The sequence below is a fragment of the Pseudomonas sp. GL93 genome (assembly GCF_003408955.1).
GTDB lineage: Bacteria > Pseudomonadota > Gammaproteobacteria > Pseudomonadales > Pseudomonadaceae > Aquipseudomonas > Aquipseudomonas paracarnis.
The window spans coordinates 87,121-102,960 of sequence record NZ_NKRF01000061.1; the positions used below are offsets into that span (position 1 = coordinate 87,121).

Annotated in this window: 10 protein-coding genes; all 10 read right to left on the bottom strand. The window is 54.9% G+C overall.

Annotation, left to right across the window (positions count from 1 at the left end; all coding sequences use genetic code 11):
* Positions 1-44: 44 nt before the first annotated feature.
* Positions 45-494, bottom strand: a complete 450-nt coding sequence (locus CER19_RS10560; protein WP_256660411.1) for a hypothetical protein — start codon at positions 492-494, stop codon at positions 45-47.
* 634 nt (positions 495-1,128) lie between these two features.
* On the bottom strand, positions 1,129-1,542 hold the full coding sequence (locus tag CER19_RS10565) for a hypothetical protein (protein ID WP_116666375.1): 414 nt from the start codon (positions 1,540-1,542) through the stop codon (positions 1,129-1,131).
* A 399-nt stretch (positions 1,543-1,941) separates the two neighbouring features.
* Positions 1,942-2,475 (bottom strand): transposase, encoded by a 534-nt coding sequence (locus CER19_RS10570; protein ID WP_256660412.1) that lies wholly within the window; start codon positions 2,473-2,475, stop codon positions 1,942-1,944.
* A gap of 177 nt (positions 2,476-2,652) precedes the next feature.
* The gene (locus CER19_RS10575) at positions 2,653-3,102 is read right to left on the bottom strand and encodes an SMI1/KNR4 family protein (protein ID WP_116666404.1); all 450 of its coding nucleotides are present in this window, start codon (positions 3,100-3,102) and stop codon (positions 2,653-2,655) included.
* 212 nt (positions 3,103-3,314) lie between these two features.
* On the bottom strand, positions 3,315-3,788 hold the full coding sequence (gene comJ, locus CER19_RS10580; protein ID WP_116666376.1) for a competence protein ComJ: 474 nt from the start codon (positions 3,786-3,788) through the stop codon (positions 3,315-3,317).
* Between the two features lie 200 nt (positions 3,789-3,988).
* Complete coding sequence (locus tag CER19_RS10585; RefSeq protein ID WP_116666377.1) at positions 3,989-4,654, bottom strand: hypothetical protein; 666 nt, start codon at positions 4,652-4,654, stop codon at positions 3,989-3,991.
* A 69-nt stretch (positions 4,655-4,723) separates the two neighbouring features.
* The gene (locus tag CER19_RS10590) at positions 4,724-5,209 is read right to left on the bottom strand and encodes a pentapeptide repeat-containing protein (protein WP_116666378.1); all 486 of its coding nucleotides are present in this window, start codon (positions 5,207-5,209) and stop codon (positions 4,724-4,726) included.
* On the bottom strand, positions 5,206-13,122 hold the full coding sequence (locus tag CER19_RS10595) for a filamentous hemagglutinin N-terminal domain-containing protein (RefSeq protein ID WP_256660414.1): 7,917 nt from the start codon (positions 13,120-13,122) through the stop codon (positions 5,206-5,208). Before CER19_RS10595 ends, CER19_RS10590 begins: the two co-directional genes overlap by 4 nt.
* Before the next feature lie 30 nt (positions 13,123-13,152).
* Complete coding sequence (locus CER19_RS10600; protein ID WP_116666379.1) at positions 13,153-14,874, bottom strand: ShlB/FhaC/HecB family hemolysin secretion/activation protein; 1,722 nt, start codon at positions 14,872-14,874, stop codon at positions 13,153-13,155.
* A gap of 489 nt (positions 14,875-15,363) precedes the next feature.
* Complete coding sequence (gene pgaD, locus CER19_RS10605; protein ID WP_116666380.1) at positions 15,364-15,840, bottom strand: poly-beta-1,6-N-acetyl-D-glucosamine biosynthesis protein PgaD; 477 nt, start codon at positions 15,838-15,840, stop codon at positions 15,364-15,366.

Sequence of the window (15,840 nt, forward strand, 5' to 3'; positions counted from 1 at the left end):
ATAAACCTGCCCTTTCGCACTGCTCCGCCTCGATGACCAAGCGTTTACAAAGAACCTTCACAATTCTTTTTGTTAAATTCAAATCGGCCAATTTCTTTTACATTTTTGCTACCAAAAACATAAACGTAAGTCCCGCCCAGTGAAAAAATGGATTGTTTTTCAAAATTTTTGGGATCACAAAAAATATTTACAACTGCTGACTTGGTAGCTTCCAAGTTAAAACTAGAAACATCAGAATCATAATTCAATAAAGAATAATAAACCGTTATAGTATGACTATTAGTCGCCTCCATACGAACAAGCTCTGTATTTTCGTCAACCTTCCGATTACGCGCGTGCGTTCGCGCGGTGACGATTATCAAGTCACTAAGGAAAGTTGGTTTGCTAGGCTCAGGCGTTTCTTCTGTTGCTTGTTTTATCAAGACCGCTGCTATACCAACAAGCAACAGCACAAAACCCCAGCGCCAAAATCCTTTTTTTGTTTCATCAGTCATTATGTATGGCTCCCTTCAACCATTAATTGGTTTTTCTGCGATCTCGAATCAAAATAAATCTATGCCCTTTTCTCGCTTTTTTCCCTTAAAACAGCAGTTAAAAGACATAACATCCTTTTACGTTAGAAGTTTCGTATCTCCATGACTTTATTAGCCGATCCGCAGCGACAAAAACCGAATATCGGCAATCTCTAATCCAAGTTATGTAATACCGCCTGCCTCCGTTTTCATCAACAACCTTATCAAAGGTCTTATTTTTATTTACAGGCGACCAATATGAGTCGCCACATCCTCGAGTGCAGTCTTTGTAAAGGTGGGAATCGAAATGAGTACCTACCCATAGATTCATTCCATTTTCCCAATTGGAATGGGAAGGTGCGCAGCCAGCCAAGGCCGACAATAATACTACCAAAAGCCATTTATTAATTTTCACGCTTTTTCTCCGACTCAATTGCTGGGCGGTACTTATCGTACAGTGCTCCATAATTTGCAAGCAGAGCAGGCGGCACGAACAAAAGGGGACAGATTTGTTTAATAGATTTTTCAACCCTAATTCAAATAAATCTGCTCCCTTTTTTCCCGCTCCCTTTTTTCACTTCTCTAGCAAGATTAAACAAACCGCCTCCTTTTGTTCTCAATTATTTTTTGGCAAATTTATCGAAAAAGCCGAAAGGAAAGTCTCAATAATTTTTAGATCTGCATCATTCTTTGCAAAACGCTTAAGCACTGGGACAAGATGATAAAACAATAACTCGAGCCTGCCAGGATCTTTGGGCAATGCATCGTTAATGCATGCAACCATTAACTTAACTGGCATAATTGACGCGAACGCTTCATATCCTCTAGCGCTAGAGAACGGAATTTTCTTAAAATAATAATCCGCTAACCGTTTCTGCTCTGGTTTTTTCCAAGATCTATGAGGAAGGAGTAATAAAGCTTCACCCCAATTATCTGAAGCAAGCGGATACCGGCTCAATATCCAAGTTGCCGCCTGATCAGAAGTCATTTTCGCCAACTCTTTACAGAGTGACATCAATCTTGAATCCATACCAAACTATTTCCTTGGATTAAATGAGTTTTCCGGTAACCCAGAGTTAGCCTTTAGGGTAGCAGGTGGCTGATAATGACCGGAGCTATTATCCCATCTTGTTATTTTTCCTCGCTCTGGACCGTCATTATTACCAAAGCGTATAGAGCCGGCATATTTAACTCCCCCCCCCCCGCTAAGCCCCAGATGGGTTGAAAATTGCTCATTCACATTTGGGCGGCTTACCTTGATAGTCCCATCCGGCAATGTGACAAAATCGTAAGAACCTGAGGGGGTAATTTTCCCCCCACCTTGCCCTTGCAGCCAATACCGGCCTGATTCGTCCTGAACAAGAGTTCTCACGGGCCGTTGCGAACAAAAGGGAACAGATTTATTTAATACGCTTATCCCAGTACAAATTTAAATAAATCTGTCCCCTTTTCTGCTTTGCGCTGTGCCGCTACCTAACTCGCTATAAACCGCATGCGGACTTATAAAGCCTGATAGCTCGCCCTGTGCGTTTGCCCTATAGCTGGTCCAGCGATAGTCGCCCGGATGAGTAACCATACCCGCTCTGACCGGATTCATTTCGATATATCGATAGCAAGCTAAAACATAGTTGTCTTGTTGAACCAAACAGGAGCGGAAACGGCCTTCCCACAATGTGCCCGTTCGTTGATATGTTCGATTGATATATTGAACATAGCGCTGCCCCAGCCCCTGCATAAGTAGGCCAGCCCCTGCGCAGCAGGTTGGAGTCAACAACAAATGAACGTGATTTGTCATCAAGCACAATGCGTGAATTTTACAGCCATGCAATTGAGCATGCACGGCTAATATATCCATGTAAAAAATGTAGTCTTCATCTGAACAAAAACACGCAGACCGATTGTTTCCCCGCTGTATAATATGCAATGGGATACCCGGTAGTAAAACCCTAGGACGGCGAGCCATATAAACCCCTAACTGGATAAGAGTTTACAGCTTAGCCGCCCATCAACAGACCAACTAAATAGAATAATTAAAAAAAATAAATCATATTTTTAAAGAGCAACTCTGCTGAACTCTAAAAAACGCAAAAACGTGGCCTATTCCCCTTGACCCCTATTCCCCTCTATTCCCCCTAGCCGATTAACTTTCCGCACGCCGATCGACAAGAGTTTTAACGTACTTCAGCCGCTCCAAAATAAAATCAGAAAAGTTTGATGCCAACACATCAACATCATCCAACTCGGAACTAATTTCTACAACACGCCAATTATGCTTTGTATCAAAGGCATATAGTACATCACTCGAATTACCACCAAATACGTACATCCCCTCATAGCGTTCAATTTCCTGACCGCATATAGCAGAGTATTTCTCTGGGCCATCATCAAGATGAAATGCCGCGTCTAGCTCCCCAAAACCAAATTCCTTGAGAAACTCCAGGTAGTCACTTGGAGCTTGCTGACGATCTGCTTCATCAACGCTGCTTAAAACTGCTTGCGAGTCTGTTATCCGGTATCCATAGTTACCCTCATAATCCTTTGAAGACTTTAAACTTTCAACCAACAACTTTATCTCTTCTTTATTTTTCATAATCATTTACCAAATATTTTCTCTGCTGGCCCTTGAGCCCTGTGAATGCCACCTTGGTGTTCCACGCCTCTCATAGCAGGTGTGATATCCCACCACTCCGCCTTACCGCCAAACTTATTTTCAATCAAGAACAAAAGGGGACAGATTTATTTAATAGGCTTTATTACCGCTATCTCGAATTAAAATAAATCCGCCCCCATTTCTCCGAAATTTTATCCCGCAGGAACCGCATCGATATCAAACTCACCTTGCTCGTCAATTTCGACGTCTGCTCTCAACACCTCAAAATCGCAGCCCCCTAAATTCAAATGGACATTTATTTCATACACTGCACTTGAGGAGGGTCTTATAAATTCGACCTGAAGAGAATAATCTCCTTCAGGCAGTTCTAGAGGAACCGTACTCGAAATACTACCAACCTCAATATTTCTATCTATTACCGAGAAGGGAACTTTAAAGGCCCGAACCACGTCTGCGCTTATAGCGGGCACTTGTTCGTTAATGAAAAAGCTAATTATATGATCCCCTTCGTCAATCAAAGCTCTAAAAGAGACACTCCCTAACCTCCACGCAAATCCTTGCGCATAACTACGATCACTCCAATCATTATACGGCTGATCAAGCGAACTCAAAAACACGCAAAATTGCGAATAAGACAAATATATACTTTCTCTAAACCTAGCCATTAGTCCACCACCTTAATTCTGACTTTCTCGCCATCGGGCAGTCCGAAGAAAAAAGGAAGAAAAAAGGGGACAGATTTATTTAGTGCGCCTTTAAACTCTAATTTAAATAAATCTGCCCCCTTTTCGTTTGAACCTTTACATCAACTCAACCGAACCCAATCAAAACTGCAATACACCAACCAATTTGACTAGACAAAAAATCAAACCACTAAGCTCTTTAGTCGATCACCCGCCCTGAGTAGTTCGTCGGCAGAAAGCGGAGTATAACTAATTACAATCAAAACCCCCTCTTCAAACTCACACACTTCTTCTACATAACCATTCAACAAATCAGCAAGTTCACGAGGCCCTTTTTCAAAGGCGCGAAAACACAATTCCTTATCGAAATGATTCGCTGCATTTATACGAAAAACGCCATCCCTACCGTTAACGTCTTTTTTTGTAGCATCACAAGCTTCCAACACTAAAGGCCAATCGCTCCTCGTAACACTCCAATCATGTAAAGCTGAGCGATAGGAGCCAAACGCCTTTATATAAACAGGAAAAACAACCTTCAACAAATACGAATAGTCAACTTTGGAGTCTGTAAATTCAATAAATAGCGTATCATCAAACTGCGCATCATCTTGGAGATACTTCTGATCTCGCAGAGCATATGAAATTCGACCTTTAACGCCGACTGGAAGTAGCTTATCCAATGACACCGAGGTCACCAACTCGCTTCCAATAGGGGGAACTTCAAAGGCATCGTTCAAACTCCACGGAACGCCCAAATCGCCTATAGCTCTCAAAAAATCTTTATGCCTCTCTTCGATAGACTCTGAAACACTAGGTCTATGCCGAAACTCAAGCTTATATTTAGTCATTACCGTGCCACCCTTACAGAAATATTTCGAACAAAAGGGGACAGATTTATTTAATATGCTTTTCAACTCTCATTTAAGCACTTTAATCGCACCATAATTCTCTGGTCGAAACCCACTTGGCCAGACAGTAGCATCATTATACGTAGCGCCCAAAAAAACCGCTTCTTCGATTCTATTTGCACAAAGGTCAGCGCCACATAAATTTGATTTAATAAAGCTAGCACCACCAATATCAGCACCCTCAAAACTTGCACATGAAAGATTTGCACCGTCAAAATCAGCAAACGCTGCCATTGCGCCTGCGAAAGAAGTATTACTCATAACTGAATTCATAAAATTTGAATTCATGAGAGCTGCTCGGTCAAATATAGCTCGATCTATAAACGCGTTAACAAATGAGGCATTTCTCAGATTCGAACCAGAAAAGTCGGCACTTCCAATATTAAGCTCATCAAATATAGCGCGATGCAACTGCAACCCTTTCAAACTTGCACCAACAAAACTATTTAAAGGTAGAGTTAATATCTCGCCCGTCTCAAAATTAATATTAATCATTTATTCCCCCAATCCACCGGATCCACCTTCACCTCAGACATTGGTTTAGTTAAGCCAGCTTTATTCGGCGGTAATGTTCCAGGATTCACATCCGGAGTCCGGCCTAAGATTTTCGCAGCAATGTAGCGATGATTACCCTCAACGATGACCTTCCCATCCATTGAAATCGGTGGAGCAACATCGCCCTTTAGAAGACGATCAACATATCTTTGAATAGCAGGTAATGAAACCGCTCGCTGAGCGCTGGCAGCAGAGTCCCCCTTCAGCGCTTTTTCAATTATTTCTGGAGTTACTTCAGCCCCCGACGAGACCAACGGTTTCCCTGAAGTATTTTTGCTCGCGACGCTACTGCCTGCCCGACCGGCAATCAAAATCATCGCAGCGGCGGTACCCAGCTCTGTGAGTATATAGGCCTTTTCCTTGGGCTCTAATCTATAGCCGTAAGCGCGATCTACCCACCTCGTGGATTCATTCCAGCGATCAATGTCCGCTGTTTCTTCCGGAGTCAGCCATCCTTCTTTGAGATTCTTAGCAAAAGCCACCTGCTTATCCGCAGCAAACATATCGCCCCATCCACTTGGGTTAGGCGATTGTGAAACCACGTCACTAGGGTTCCCTTGAAGCAATCCAGGCGTGTCATACGTCGTCTGTCGCAGCAGGCTAAGCAGTTCCTGTGCAACAGGACTGTCCATTCGAACCGAACTATTCAGGATATCGTCGACACATTTTCGCGTCGGGCAGTCCTTGATGGGGCTGGAGTTGTCCGCAGAAATATCTTCATATTTATTCAATATTTCTTTTATTTTGGCTTCACCGCAGGTCTTGGTTGCGCGGCAGTCCTTAATTTCTTTAAGTAGATTCTCAGCCTCAACGTGATTCAGATTGTTATAGACCGTAGCTTGCTGAGCCACCCATGCCGCTTTTTCCTGAGCCTTTGCATCTCCACCTGCTGCTGCGGCAACCGTCATCCCGACTAACTGGGAGGTCATTGCCAGAACTCGTTCGTGCGCCTCACCCGGAAAGATTTTTTCACCGACCAGGCTGATCAACGCTTCGTTAGCTCCGGCGGCTAAGGCCGCAGTTCGGAAGTCGCCCCCCGCGGCCTCGCCAATCAACCCACCCACAATCGCATGTACAGCGATTTTCTTAGGAAGGCCACTGCCCAATAGTGAATCACCCACTCGGTCGAAAATCGCGCCACTTAGGCCGTCTGCAGCCATGCTGATCGCGGCTTGCACAACGTTATCCTTGAACTTCCCACCGTTAGTGAGCGTGTTCAGGGCTGATCGAACGGCAAGCTGAGCACCGAGGCTGCTAGGCATAAAGCCGCCGCTAATGCCGGCAACCGCATAGCCTTTCAGGCTATCGCTGGAGGTGACATCTTTAGCCACTGCGCCAAGATTGCCACGATTATTGATGGTGCTTGTCGTGGCATTTACGGCAGCTGCGGACACTACTGAGCTTGCGGCAATGCCCGTTGCGCTAGTGGAGGCTGCGCCGACAAGACCCGCACCGGCGCCCCACGTAAAGTAGGTGACAATAATTGCAATGACTAAAGATGCGCCGCCACCTAAGCCAGAGTTATCGTATTTAAAGCTATCGTGAACCTCCTGAACCCTGCGCCAGTCCACGTCCCCACGTTTCTCAGCCTCTTTCAGCCAAGCCAACTGCGGATCTGCCTTCACCATCGCATCAATGGCCTGACTAACCGTTTGCTGATCAACATGCGTGACGTCAATCTTCAAGCCATCTACGGCTTTAATAACCACTTGTCCCTGCGCAATCAGCTGGCTCTGGCGCAACGTTTCGTCAGTATTTCCTTTGCCTTTGGCGCTGGTCCAAACCAGGCTGTTCTTGCTTTTTTCATGGCTTTCTTGATGTAGATCCTTGACCGCCTCAAAGGTAATCGCGCCACCGCTATCCAAAGTGATGTCCCGGCCGCTCTGAAGCTTGGCAAGTTGATAGGTCTGGTCGCCTCCACTTTTGAGTACCAGATCACCACCAGTCTTGATCTCAGTCCCCACATTCGTGACGTGGGTCACCTCATCACGCTTGGTCTTCTTCGCGCCCCAGCCACCCTTCTCCTTCATGTCGTAAAGGCTGTAAGTGCTGTTCTGCGCCGCCAGCAGGTTCAACTTATCCCCGCTATACAGATAAGCCTCATTCCCCGCGCTGATCCTGCTCGCCACGATCGTGGTGTCACGCCCAGCCTGGCTGACAAAATCCCCACCCGCCGTCAGTACGCTCGCCACTTGACTGGTCTGGTCGTCCGAGGTCTTGATGCGTTTCTTGCCGTCCTTTTCCTTGCCCTCGACGTTGTGCATGTCGCTGACCGAGGCGACGTTGAGGTCGCGCCCGGCGTCGATCGCGAGGTTTTCGCGGGCGACGATGGTGCCGGCGCTGGTGTTGACGTCTTGCCCGGCCTGCATGTTGAGGTTGCCGCCCGCCGTGACGCTGGCGGCGAGGTTTTTGACGTCGGTGGTGATGCTGGATTTCTCGCCGCCGTCGCGGGTCTCGTGTTTGACGCTGGTGTCGCTGGCGGCGATGAGGTTGAGGTCGCGGCCAGCGGTGAGGTTGGCGTCGTTGCCCGTTACCAGTGCGCCTCGATTGGTGAGGTCGCGCCCGGCGTCGATCGCGAGGTTTTCGCGGGCGACGATGGTGCCGGCGCTGGTGTCGGTGAGGGTGCGCATGCCGGCGCCGTCACGCACCTGGATGGCGGTGGTTTCGTTGGTGATATCACCTTTGAGCGCCGTGAGGCTGACTTGCTTGCCGCGGATTTCGCCGGCCATGGCGTTGCGGATGCTGTCCTGGGCCAGCAGGCTGAGGTTGTTGCCGGCTTCGACCAGGCCACCGGTGTAGATACTGCCGCTGCTGATGGCGGAGAGGTTGTTGCTGGCGCGCAGGGTGCCGACGTTGATCAGGTCGCCGCCGGTGACCAGGTTGAGGTCACGGCCCTGGATGAGGCTGTTGCCGCGCACGTTGCGCGAGTCGGCCTGGGCCAGGTACAGCACCGGTACGAGCACGGTCTGGCCGTCGATGACGCGGTTTTCCATCCACACGATGTCGTGGGTCAGGGCGCCGACTTGCTGGTCGGTGAGGGCCACGCCCAGGCTCAGGCGCAGGGCGTCTTTGCTGGCAAGGCCGTTGTCCATCAGGTAGCGGAACTGGTCGGCGTCGCTGTACAGGCCGCCGGCGAGGAAGCGTTGGCCGGTTTGCGCGAGGACGGCGTCGCGGATCAGGCGGGTTTCGTACTGGCCGTCACCGAGGCGGCGCCAGGCGTTGTCGGCGGTGAAACCGAGTTTGCCCAGCATGTAATCGGAGCTGAAGAAGCCCGACGCCGAGGTGAATTCGGGGTTGGTCTCGATCAGGTAGTGGCTGGTGGGGTCGGCGTTTTTGACGAACAGGCCGTACTCGCCCTTGGGCAGTTGGAAGGTCGGCGAGCTGGTGGGGTCAACCGGCGCGAAGGCGGTGCCGGTGTAGTCCACGGGCACGAAGCCGCCGCCAGGGGCCACGCCCACCACGGGCAATACGCTGCCGGGCGCCTGGGCGCTCGGGTCGTTGGCGTGTTTGCTCAGGTTGATGTTGATGCCGCCGACGGGGATGCCGGTCTGGTCGTCGCCGAGGGTGCCGGTCAACTGGGCCAGGGTGTTGTTGTGCAGCGTGCCGTTTTGCAGGGTGCGGGCGACGTTGAGGTTGACCGTGCCGCCCGCTTGCAGGGTGGCGTCGTAGCCGGGGCCGCTGTTGTTGGTCCAGGTGGTGACGTCACTTGCGTAGGCGAACGGCAGGCTATTGGGTGAGCGGCTTTTGAGTTCTTCGAAGCGCGCCTTGTCGAAATTCCCAGCCGCCGTGGCCGCATTGAACGCGGGCACGTCGACATATTGCATGCGTTCAAACAAATCGTCGGAGACGTGACCTGGCGTGCCGATGACAAGCTTGCGCTGGCCCGTGCGCGTGGCGGCGCCCTGGTTGAGCAGGTCACCGGCAGTGATGCTCAGGTCGCCATTGGCGGCCATCAGGCTGTAGCGGTTCTGCACAGTGTCGCCTTGCAGCAGCATGTTTTTGCCCGCCACCAGGCGCGCCGCTACCGAGTCCTTGGTCGCCGCCTCAAGGTACGTCTCGTAGATGGTGATCTCGCCACGTTCCCAGTTGTCGCTTTCGCCGCAGTGCTGGCCACAGATCCAACTCAAGCTGCCGGTGGTCAGCGTTTGCCCGAGTTCGAATTCGTCTTTGGCGTTTTCGATAAAGCCTGCATTGATAGCGATGGAGCCTTCGCTTTCCACGGTGCCGGAGCGGTTGCTGAACAGCACGGCACGCCCGCCATCGCGGGCGGCGAAGCTCAGGTTGCCTTTGCTGTAGACATCGCCATAGCTGTTGCTGAAGCCATTGCTGCGCAGGGTCATGTCACCGCCGCTGAACAGCAGCGTGTCGGCGGCATTGGTGATGCCGTTGACTGCGGTGAGGCTCACTGCGCCCTGGGCACCGAGGGTGCCACGGTTGTTGATTTGCGCGGCGGCGATATCCAGCTGCTGACGGGCCGTGAGGAACCCGAGGTTGTCCAGGGTGCCGCCCAGGGTCAGGCGCGTATTGGTGGCCGCCAGGCGGCCGCCGTTCTGGCTGAGGTTGTTGGCGGCGACGGTGAGTGTTTGCAGGGCCGAGACGCGGCCGCTGTTGGTGATATCGCCGGTGGTGATGCTGATGTCACCGTCGCTGAGCAGTTCGCCGCCGTTGTCCAGGCTGGCCACGTTGAGGATCAAGCCCTTGGCGCTGGCCAAGCGGTCGCCGGCCTTGAGGGCCAGCCCCTGGTCGCTCTTGTAGGTGAGCACGTCGTTGAGTTGCACGCGGCCCAGGCCGTCGACCTTGCCGAATGCCCAGTCGGCGCTGCCCATGCCCTGGATATTGCCCTGGCTGCCGGAGAGGATGGCGGTGTTGAGGTGGAACAGGCCAGTGCCGGCGTGTTGCAGCATCCCGTTCTGGTTGTTGAAGCTGGCCGCGTCAAGGCTGAAGGCCTGGCTACCGAATTCGAGGGTGCCGTTCTGGTTGTTCAACGCACCGCTGAGGTTGACGCGGCTGCTGGCGCCGCCCAGGGCACGCAGTTGGCCGTTGGCGCTGTTATCGAGGTTGCCGCCAGTGAGGGTCAGGCCCTGGTTGGCTTCAACCAAACCGCCCTGGTTGGTGAGCGTGTCGCGTGAGGTCAGGTTGATCTGATTGCCGCTGATCTGGCCCGCGCTGTTATCGAGGGTGGCGCCGCTGACGGTCACTTGTTCTTTGCCGAACAGCTTGCCGCCACGGTTGGCCAGGGCTTCGACAGTGAGCTGCAGGTTGCCGAACAGGCTTGCCATCAGGCCGCCGCTCGCGTTGTCGACGCTGTTGGCGGTGACGCTCAGGCTGTCGCCCTGAACGGTGCCGCCCTGGTTATCCAGGCGGGGGGTGTTCAGTTCGGGGAGGGCGCCGCCGCTGAGGATCAGGCCCTTGCGGTTGCTCACATCCTGGCCGCTGTAGCTCAGGCCTTCGGCGCCGGCCAGCAGTTGGCCGTTGTCGTTGTTCAGGTGCTGGGCGGCGATCTCCAGGCGCTTGCCGCGCAGGGTGCCGCCGTCGTTGTTGAGGGTGGTGAGTTGCTTGACCAGCACGCTGCGTTCGCCCGCGTCGATCTGGCCGCCGACGTTGGTGAGCAGGTCGCCGACCTTGAGCACCACGTCACCGCCATCGCTGACCAGCGCGCCTTTGTTGCTGTTGTTGAAGGTTTGCGCGGTGACGTCGATGGTCTGCCCCAGCAGGATGCCGGCGCTGTTGTCGAAGCGCTCGCCTCGCAATTGCAGCAGGCCCTCGCTCTGGATGCGGCCCTGGGCGTTGAGCAACTGACCCGGGCCCTTGAGCAGCAGGCTTACGCCCTGGGCGCCACCGGCCAGCAGGCCGGCGTTGCGGTTGTCGAGGCCGGAAGCGCGTACGTCGAGGTGGTCGCCCAACACGCGCCCGGCGCGGTTGTCGATATCGCCGCCAGCCACGTCGAGCAGCAGTTGCTTGCCGACGATTGTGCCGCTCTGGTTATCCAGGTTGGCGGCGTGCAGTTCGATATCGCCCTGCCCTGCCTGCAAGCGGCCCTGGGCGTTGTTGAGCTGTTGCGCGGCGGTGAGGGTGAGCTTGCCGGTGTCGGCGCTCAGTACGCCGCCTGCGTTGCTGCTGAGGGTGCCGGCGGTGACGTTCAGATCGGTGCTGGCCTGGGCGAAACCCTGGTTGTTGTTGAAGGTGTTGGAAATGGCGAGGTTGAGCGCGCCACCGTCGGCCTGGATCAAGCCCTTGAGGCTGTTGTCGAGGTTGCTGGCAGTGACGGTCGCGGTTTTGGCCACCAACACGCCGTTCTGGTTGTTCAGGTTGCCGGCGTTGACGGTCAGGTCGTTGGCGATGACTTGCCCACCGCTGTTGTTCAGGTCGGCGCTGGTGAGCACGAGGCTGCCGCCGGCCATTTCGATACGGCCTTGGCGGTTGTCCAAAGAGGCGCTGTTGAGCGTGGCGGCCTGGCCTTCGCCGAAGCGGATCAGCCCGCCAAGGTTGACGATGGCCGGCGAGTTGATCGCCAGGCTCTGCTCGCCAAACAGGCGAGCGCTGGCGCCCTGGTTGGTGAGTTTGGCGCTGCTGACCTCGACGGTCTTGGCCTGGATGATCGCGCCTTGGTTGGTCAGCGCTTGCGCGGCGGTGATCGCCAGTGCACGGCTGGCCAGCAGGTTGCCGCTGGTGGTGACGGTTTGCGCGTTCACCACCAGATCGCCCGTGGTGTTGCGGCTGTTATCGGCGGCGACGCCGGCTTCGATGATGCCCGGGTTGTTCACGCTGGCCGCGTTGATCTCGATACGCTGGCCTGCGGCGATGCTCTTGCGGTTGACCAGGGCCTGGGCACTGGTGACCTGCACATTGCCGTTGGCGTAGACCTTGTCGGTGAGGTCGATGTTTTGCGCGGTGACTTTGACGTTACCGGTGGCCGCCGCCTGCGCCATGCTCAGGCGCCCGTTGGCGTCGAGCTGAATATCGCCACCACTGGCGGCCAGGGTGCCGTCAAGCTTCACGCCCACACCGGCCTCGGTGCCCACCAGTTTGATCGCGCCGGCATACATGCCGCCCAGGGCCGAGGAGTCGATCGCCAGCTCCGGCTTGGGGCTGCCGTCATCGGCGCGGGCGGTGGTTTTCAGGCTTTGCGCATCGACGTCGTTGCGCCCGGCGATCACGTTGAGTTCGCGGGCGTTGATTTGTGCGTTGATCTTGGCCGAGCGGGTGATGATGTCGAAGCGTTCGACGTTGCTGGCGTTCAAGCCTTCGCCGTCGATGGTCACGGCGCCGCCATCCACTTCATAGCGCTGCAACTGGCCGCTTGCGTCGAGTACCGGTTTGCCGGTGGTGAGGGTGACGTTGGGGGTGTTGATAAAGCCGCAACCGCTGCACGTCACACCGTACGGGTTGGCCACGATGACCTTGGCCGACTCCCCCGCCACTTCGGTATAACCGCGCAACTGGCTGGGGCTGCCGCCGTTGACTTCGTTGAGGATGACGTTCGCCGCGCCGCCCTTGAGATTGGGGTTGCCGACAATGATCCCGCCCAGTTGGGTGTTGACCATGGCGCCGTTGCCATTGTTGAGGATCACGCCGTTGGGGCCGACGTTGTAGTCCTTGAACTGGTTATGGGACAAGCCCGCGCCATTGGGGGTGGCGATGTTCACCACCGGCACGCCATTGCCCGCCGCGCCCACGGTGGTGCCCGGCGCACTGACCACGATGCCCTCGGCCTGGGCCAGCAGCGGCTGCCAGAACAATGCGTTGGCGAGGATCAACGCCAGCCCGCGCTTGGGCAGGCCGAAGAACGCGTCCCGGCGCTTCAGGGCGGCAGAAGGTTGGCGGGCCAGGAAGGCGAATTGGCGAACATCCATTGTCAGGCTCTCATGCAGCGGGGCGTTGAATTACAGGAAAAAATCCATGCGGAAGTAGATCGGCGCTTCGCGCTCGGTAACCACACCGGGTCGTTCTAACGAATGAGCAAAGGTCACGCTGGTACTGACGTGTTTGCCACGGGCGAACAGCTCCAGGGAGTTGCTGGACACCCGGCCATGAACGTTGTCGTTGTAGCGGTCGTTGCGGATCACGCCCTGGTCGTAACCGACGCTGGCGCCGTATTCGAAGAAGGCCGGGCGCATCCAGTCGAGGGTCACCGGGCGCGCCCAGCGCACTTCGTTGCGCCAGTAGCCGCCGCTGTCGCCGGTCAGCAATTGGTCCTTGAAACCGCGCACCGAGGCCGAGCCGCCAAGGCTCATGCGCTGCGGCGAAAACAGCGGGTCTTCACTGCGTTGCCCGGTGGCCAAACTGCTGAAGCTGAACGACTCGCCCCACAGGCTGAACGGTTGCAGGTAGCTGACGGTGGCGGTGTATTTGCGGTAGCGCGAGTTCGGCTGGCGACGGCCTGCTGGGTCACGCTCGTCTTGGGCCTGGGCGTCGAGCAGGCCGATGCCGCTTTGCATGCCCAGGTCCAGGTTGACGAAGGCACTGCCGATGCGCCGCCCGTGGTTGACGCCCAGTTGCAGTTCACTGAGGCGGTTGCTGCTGGGCGCGGTGCGCACGTCGAGGATGTAGTTGTTGGTGCGCAGGTGCGCCAGGCCGACGTTGACCGAGGTCTTGCTGACGTCATCACGGTGGATCACCCGCTCGGCGCGCAGTTGGTGGTTCTGGTTGTCGCCGTCCTGCTTGTATTTGAAGCCGTCGGCGATGCCGTAGGTGCGGTAGTCGCTCTCGCTGTAGGTGTAGCTGAAGTTCCACCAGCCCCAGGGCACGTTGTAGTAGAGCATGGTGTTTTTCGAGGTTTTCTGGTGGTCGCTGATGGCATCGTGGCCGCCGCGCAGCATCAGTTGGTCGCCCAGGCCCAGCGGGCTGTCCCACTCAAGGCCAGCGCCCCATTGCTGCTCACCGGTGCTTTTCTGCCCGTCGTTATTGCGCGACAGGCTGGCGCGCCAGGGCTTTTGCGCAGTGTTCTTGACCACCACGTCGCTGCCGCCGATTTGCTTGCCGGGGGTGAGCTCCATCTGCGCTTGTTTGGACGGCAGGCGGTTGAGCTGGTCCACCAGTTGCTCGATTTCACGCAGGTTCAGCGCTTCGCCGACTTTGCCGGGAAAGGCCATGGCCAGCTCACGGTCGGTCACTGTGCTGCCATCGGCGCTGCGCAGGGCTTCGAGCTTGCCTTCCACCACCAGCACTTGCAGATGGCCGGTGGAGAGGTCTTGCTGCGGCAGGTAGGCACGGCTGGGAACCCGGCCCTTGCCGAGGTAGTAGTCGGTGATGGTTTTGAGCAGGTCGTTAAGCTGGGACACGCCCAGGCACTGGCCAATGTAGGGCTTGAGCAAGCGCTCGCGGTCGGGCACCGGCAGGCTGTCGGCGCCCTTGAGTTCGATGGTTTTGATCGGGAAGCAACGGGTGTCGGCAGGGGTTGCCGGGGCTTGGGGCTTGTCCGCTTTGCCGGGCAAATCCTGAAGCTCCTGGAGGCGCCGCTGCTGCTCTTCGAGCAGGCGATTCTGCCGGTCGCGGATCAAGTCCTGATCGCCAGGCGTGGGGGCGGCGGATGCACTGTTCAGGCTCAGGCAGGTGAGCAGGAACGTGCAGAGAAGAAACCGAGTCCGTGGCAATAACGAAGACATGTTCGATCCATCGAAAATCAAGGGCCGCGAAACTAACATCGAACTTCCAGCTCGCCTAGAAACGGGCGACGTTGGGCCGTTCGCTGAAATAGTCTTCAACCTATTGATTAATAAAGATAAATTTTCATCAAAAGGGCTAAGCCTATTCACCGGAAGTGATTATTCCGACAAGTGGCAGCGATTTTGATGGCAATTCGACGAAGGGTTTTTGATTGCCATTATTTAGCCATCAAGTTTCGTCGAGTTAGGTTAGTACCGAGGAAAGGGGAAAAGTTCGCGGGAGTTTTGTGAATTGGATCCCATTTATCGGAATTCCAACAAGAGGAGTGAACCACTGCAAGCTATAGGTGGAAATACTACCTGTGGGAGCGGGCTTGCCCGCGAAGGCGGTGTGTCAGTCACTGCAACTCTTACTGCACTACCGCTTTCGCAGGCAAGCCAGCTCCCACATTGGATCTTCATTGCTTTGAGCATTGCATTCGCTTAACTCTAGCCAATGCCCTTGTCTTTGTCGGGCACCAGGGTCAGGCCGGGGCGTTCGACGTCGCGGGAGACGTGGGATTTCACTTCTTCGACGCCGCCCTCTTCATCGTTGTGAATCACCAGCACGCCGGGGCGGCGCAGTTGCTCGAGGTCTCCATCACCCAAGTTGAAACTTTCACTCAGGTGCTGGTCGCTCAGCGCATTGGCCTCGGCACGGCGCTGGGCGAATTTGCGCCCGCGATGCTGCTGATAGCGCGCCCAGCTGATCAGGATCAGCGCATTGAACAGCGCAATCCACAGGTAAACCTGCAAGGTGTTGAGCGCAGCAAAGATAGGCGCCTCAATGCGTGGGCCCCCGTGGGTTTCAAGCATGGCGCTGATGCCTCGCGCCAGCAGCCAAATCAACCCACCCCAGGCCAGCAGGGTCAGCAGCACATCGACGATCCACATCAGTGTGTTTTGGCGAGTTCTGACCAGTTTCAT

Bases quoted from the DNA above. Each gene is read 5' to 3' on its own strand.
- CER19_RS10560 (WP_256660411.1), bottom strand. From the start codon at position 494: ATGACTGATGAAACAAAAAAAGGATTTTGGCGCTGGGGTTTTGTGCTG.
- CER19_RS10565 (WP_116666375.1), bottom strand. From the start codon at position 1,542: ATGGATTCAAGATTGATGTCACTCTGTAAAGAGTTGGCGAAAATGACT.
- CER19_RS10570 (WP_256660412.1), bottom strand. From the start codon at position 2,475: ATGGCTCGCCGTCCTAGGGTTTTACTACCGGGTATCCCATTGCATATT.
- CER19_RS10575 (WP_116666404.1), bottom strand. From the start codon at position 3,102: ATGAAAAATAAAGAAGAGATAAAGTTGTTGGTTGAAAGTTTAAAGTCT.
- comJ (WP_116666376.1), bottom strand. From the start codon at position 3,788: ATGGCTAGGTTTAGAGAAAGTATATATTTGTCTTATTCGCAATTTTGC.
- CER19_RS10585 (WP_116666377.1), bottom strand. From the start codon at position 4,654: ATGACTAAATATAAGCTTGAGTTTCGGCATAGACCTAGTGTTTCAGAG.
- CER19_RS10590 (WP_116666378.1), bottom strand. From the start codon at position 5,209: ATGATTAATATTAATTTTGAGACGGGCGAGATATTAACTCTACCTTTA.
- CER19_RS10595 (WP_256660414.1), bottom strand. From the start codon at position 13,122: ATGGATGTTCGCCAATTCGCCTTCCTGGCCCGCCAACCTTCTGCCGCC.
- CER19_RS10600 (WP_116666379.1), bottom strand. From the start codon at position 14,874: ATGTCTTCGTTATTGCCACGGACTCGGTTTCTTCTCTGCACGTTCCTG.
- pgaD (WP_116666380.1), bottom strand. From the start codon at position 15,840: ATGAAACTGGTCAGAACTCGCCAAAACACACTGATGTGGATCGTCGAT.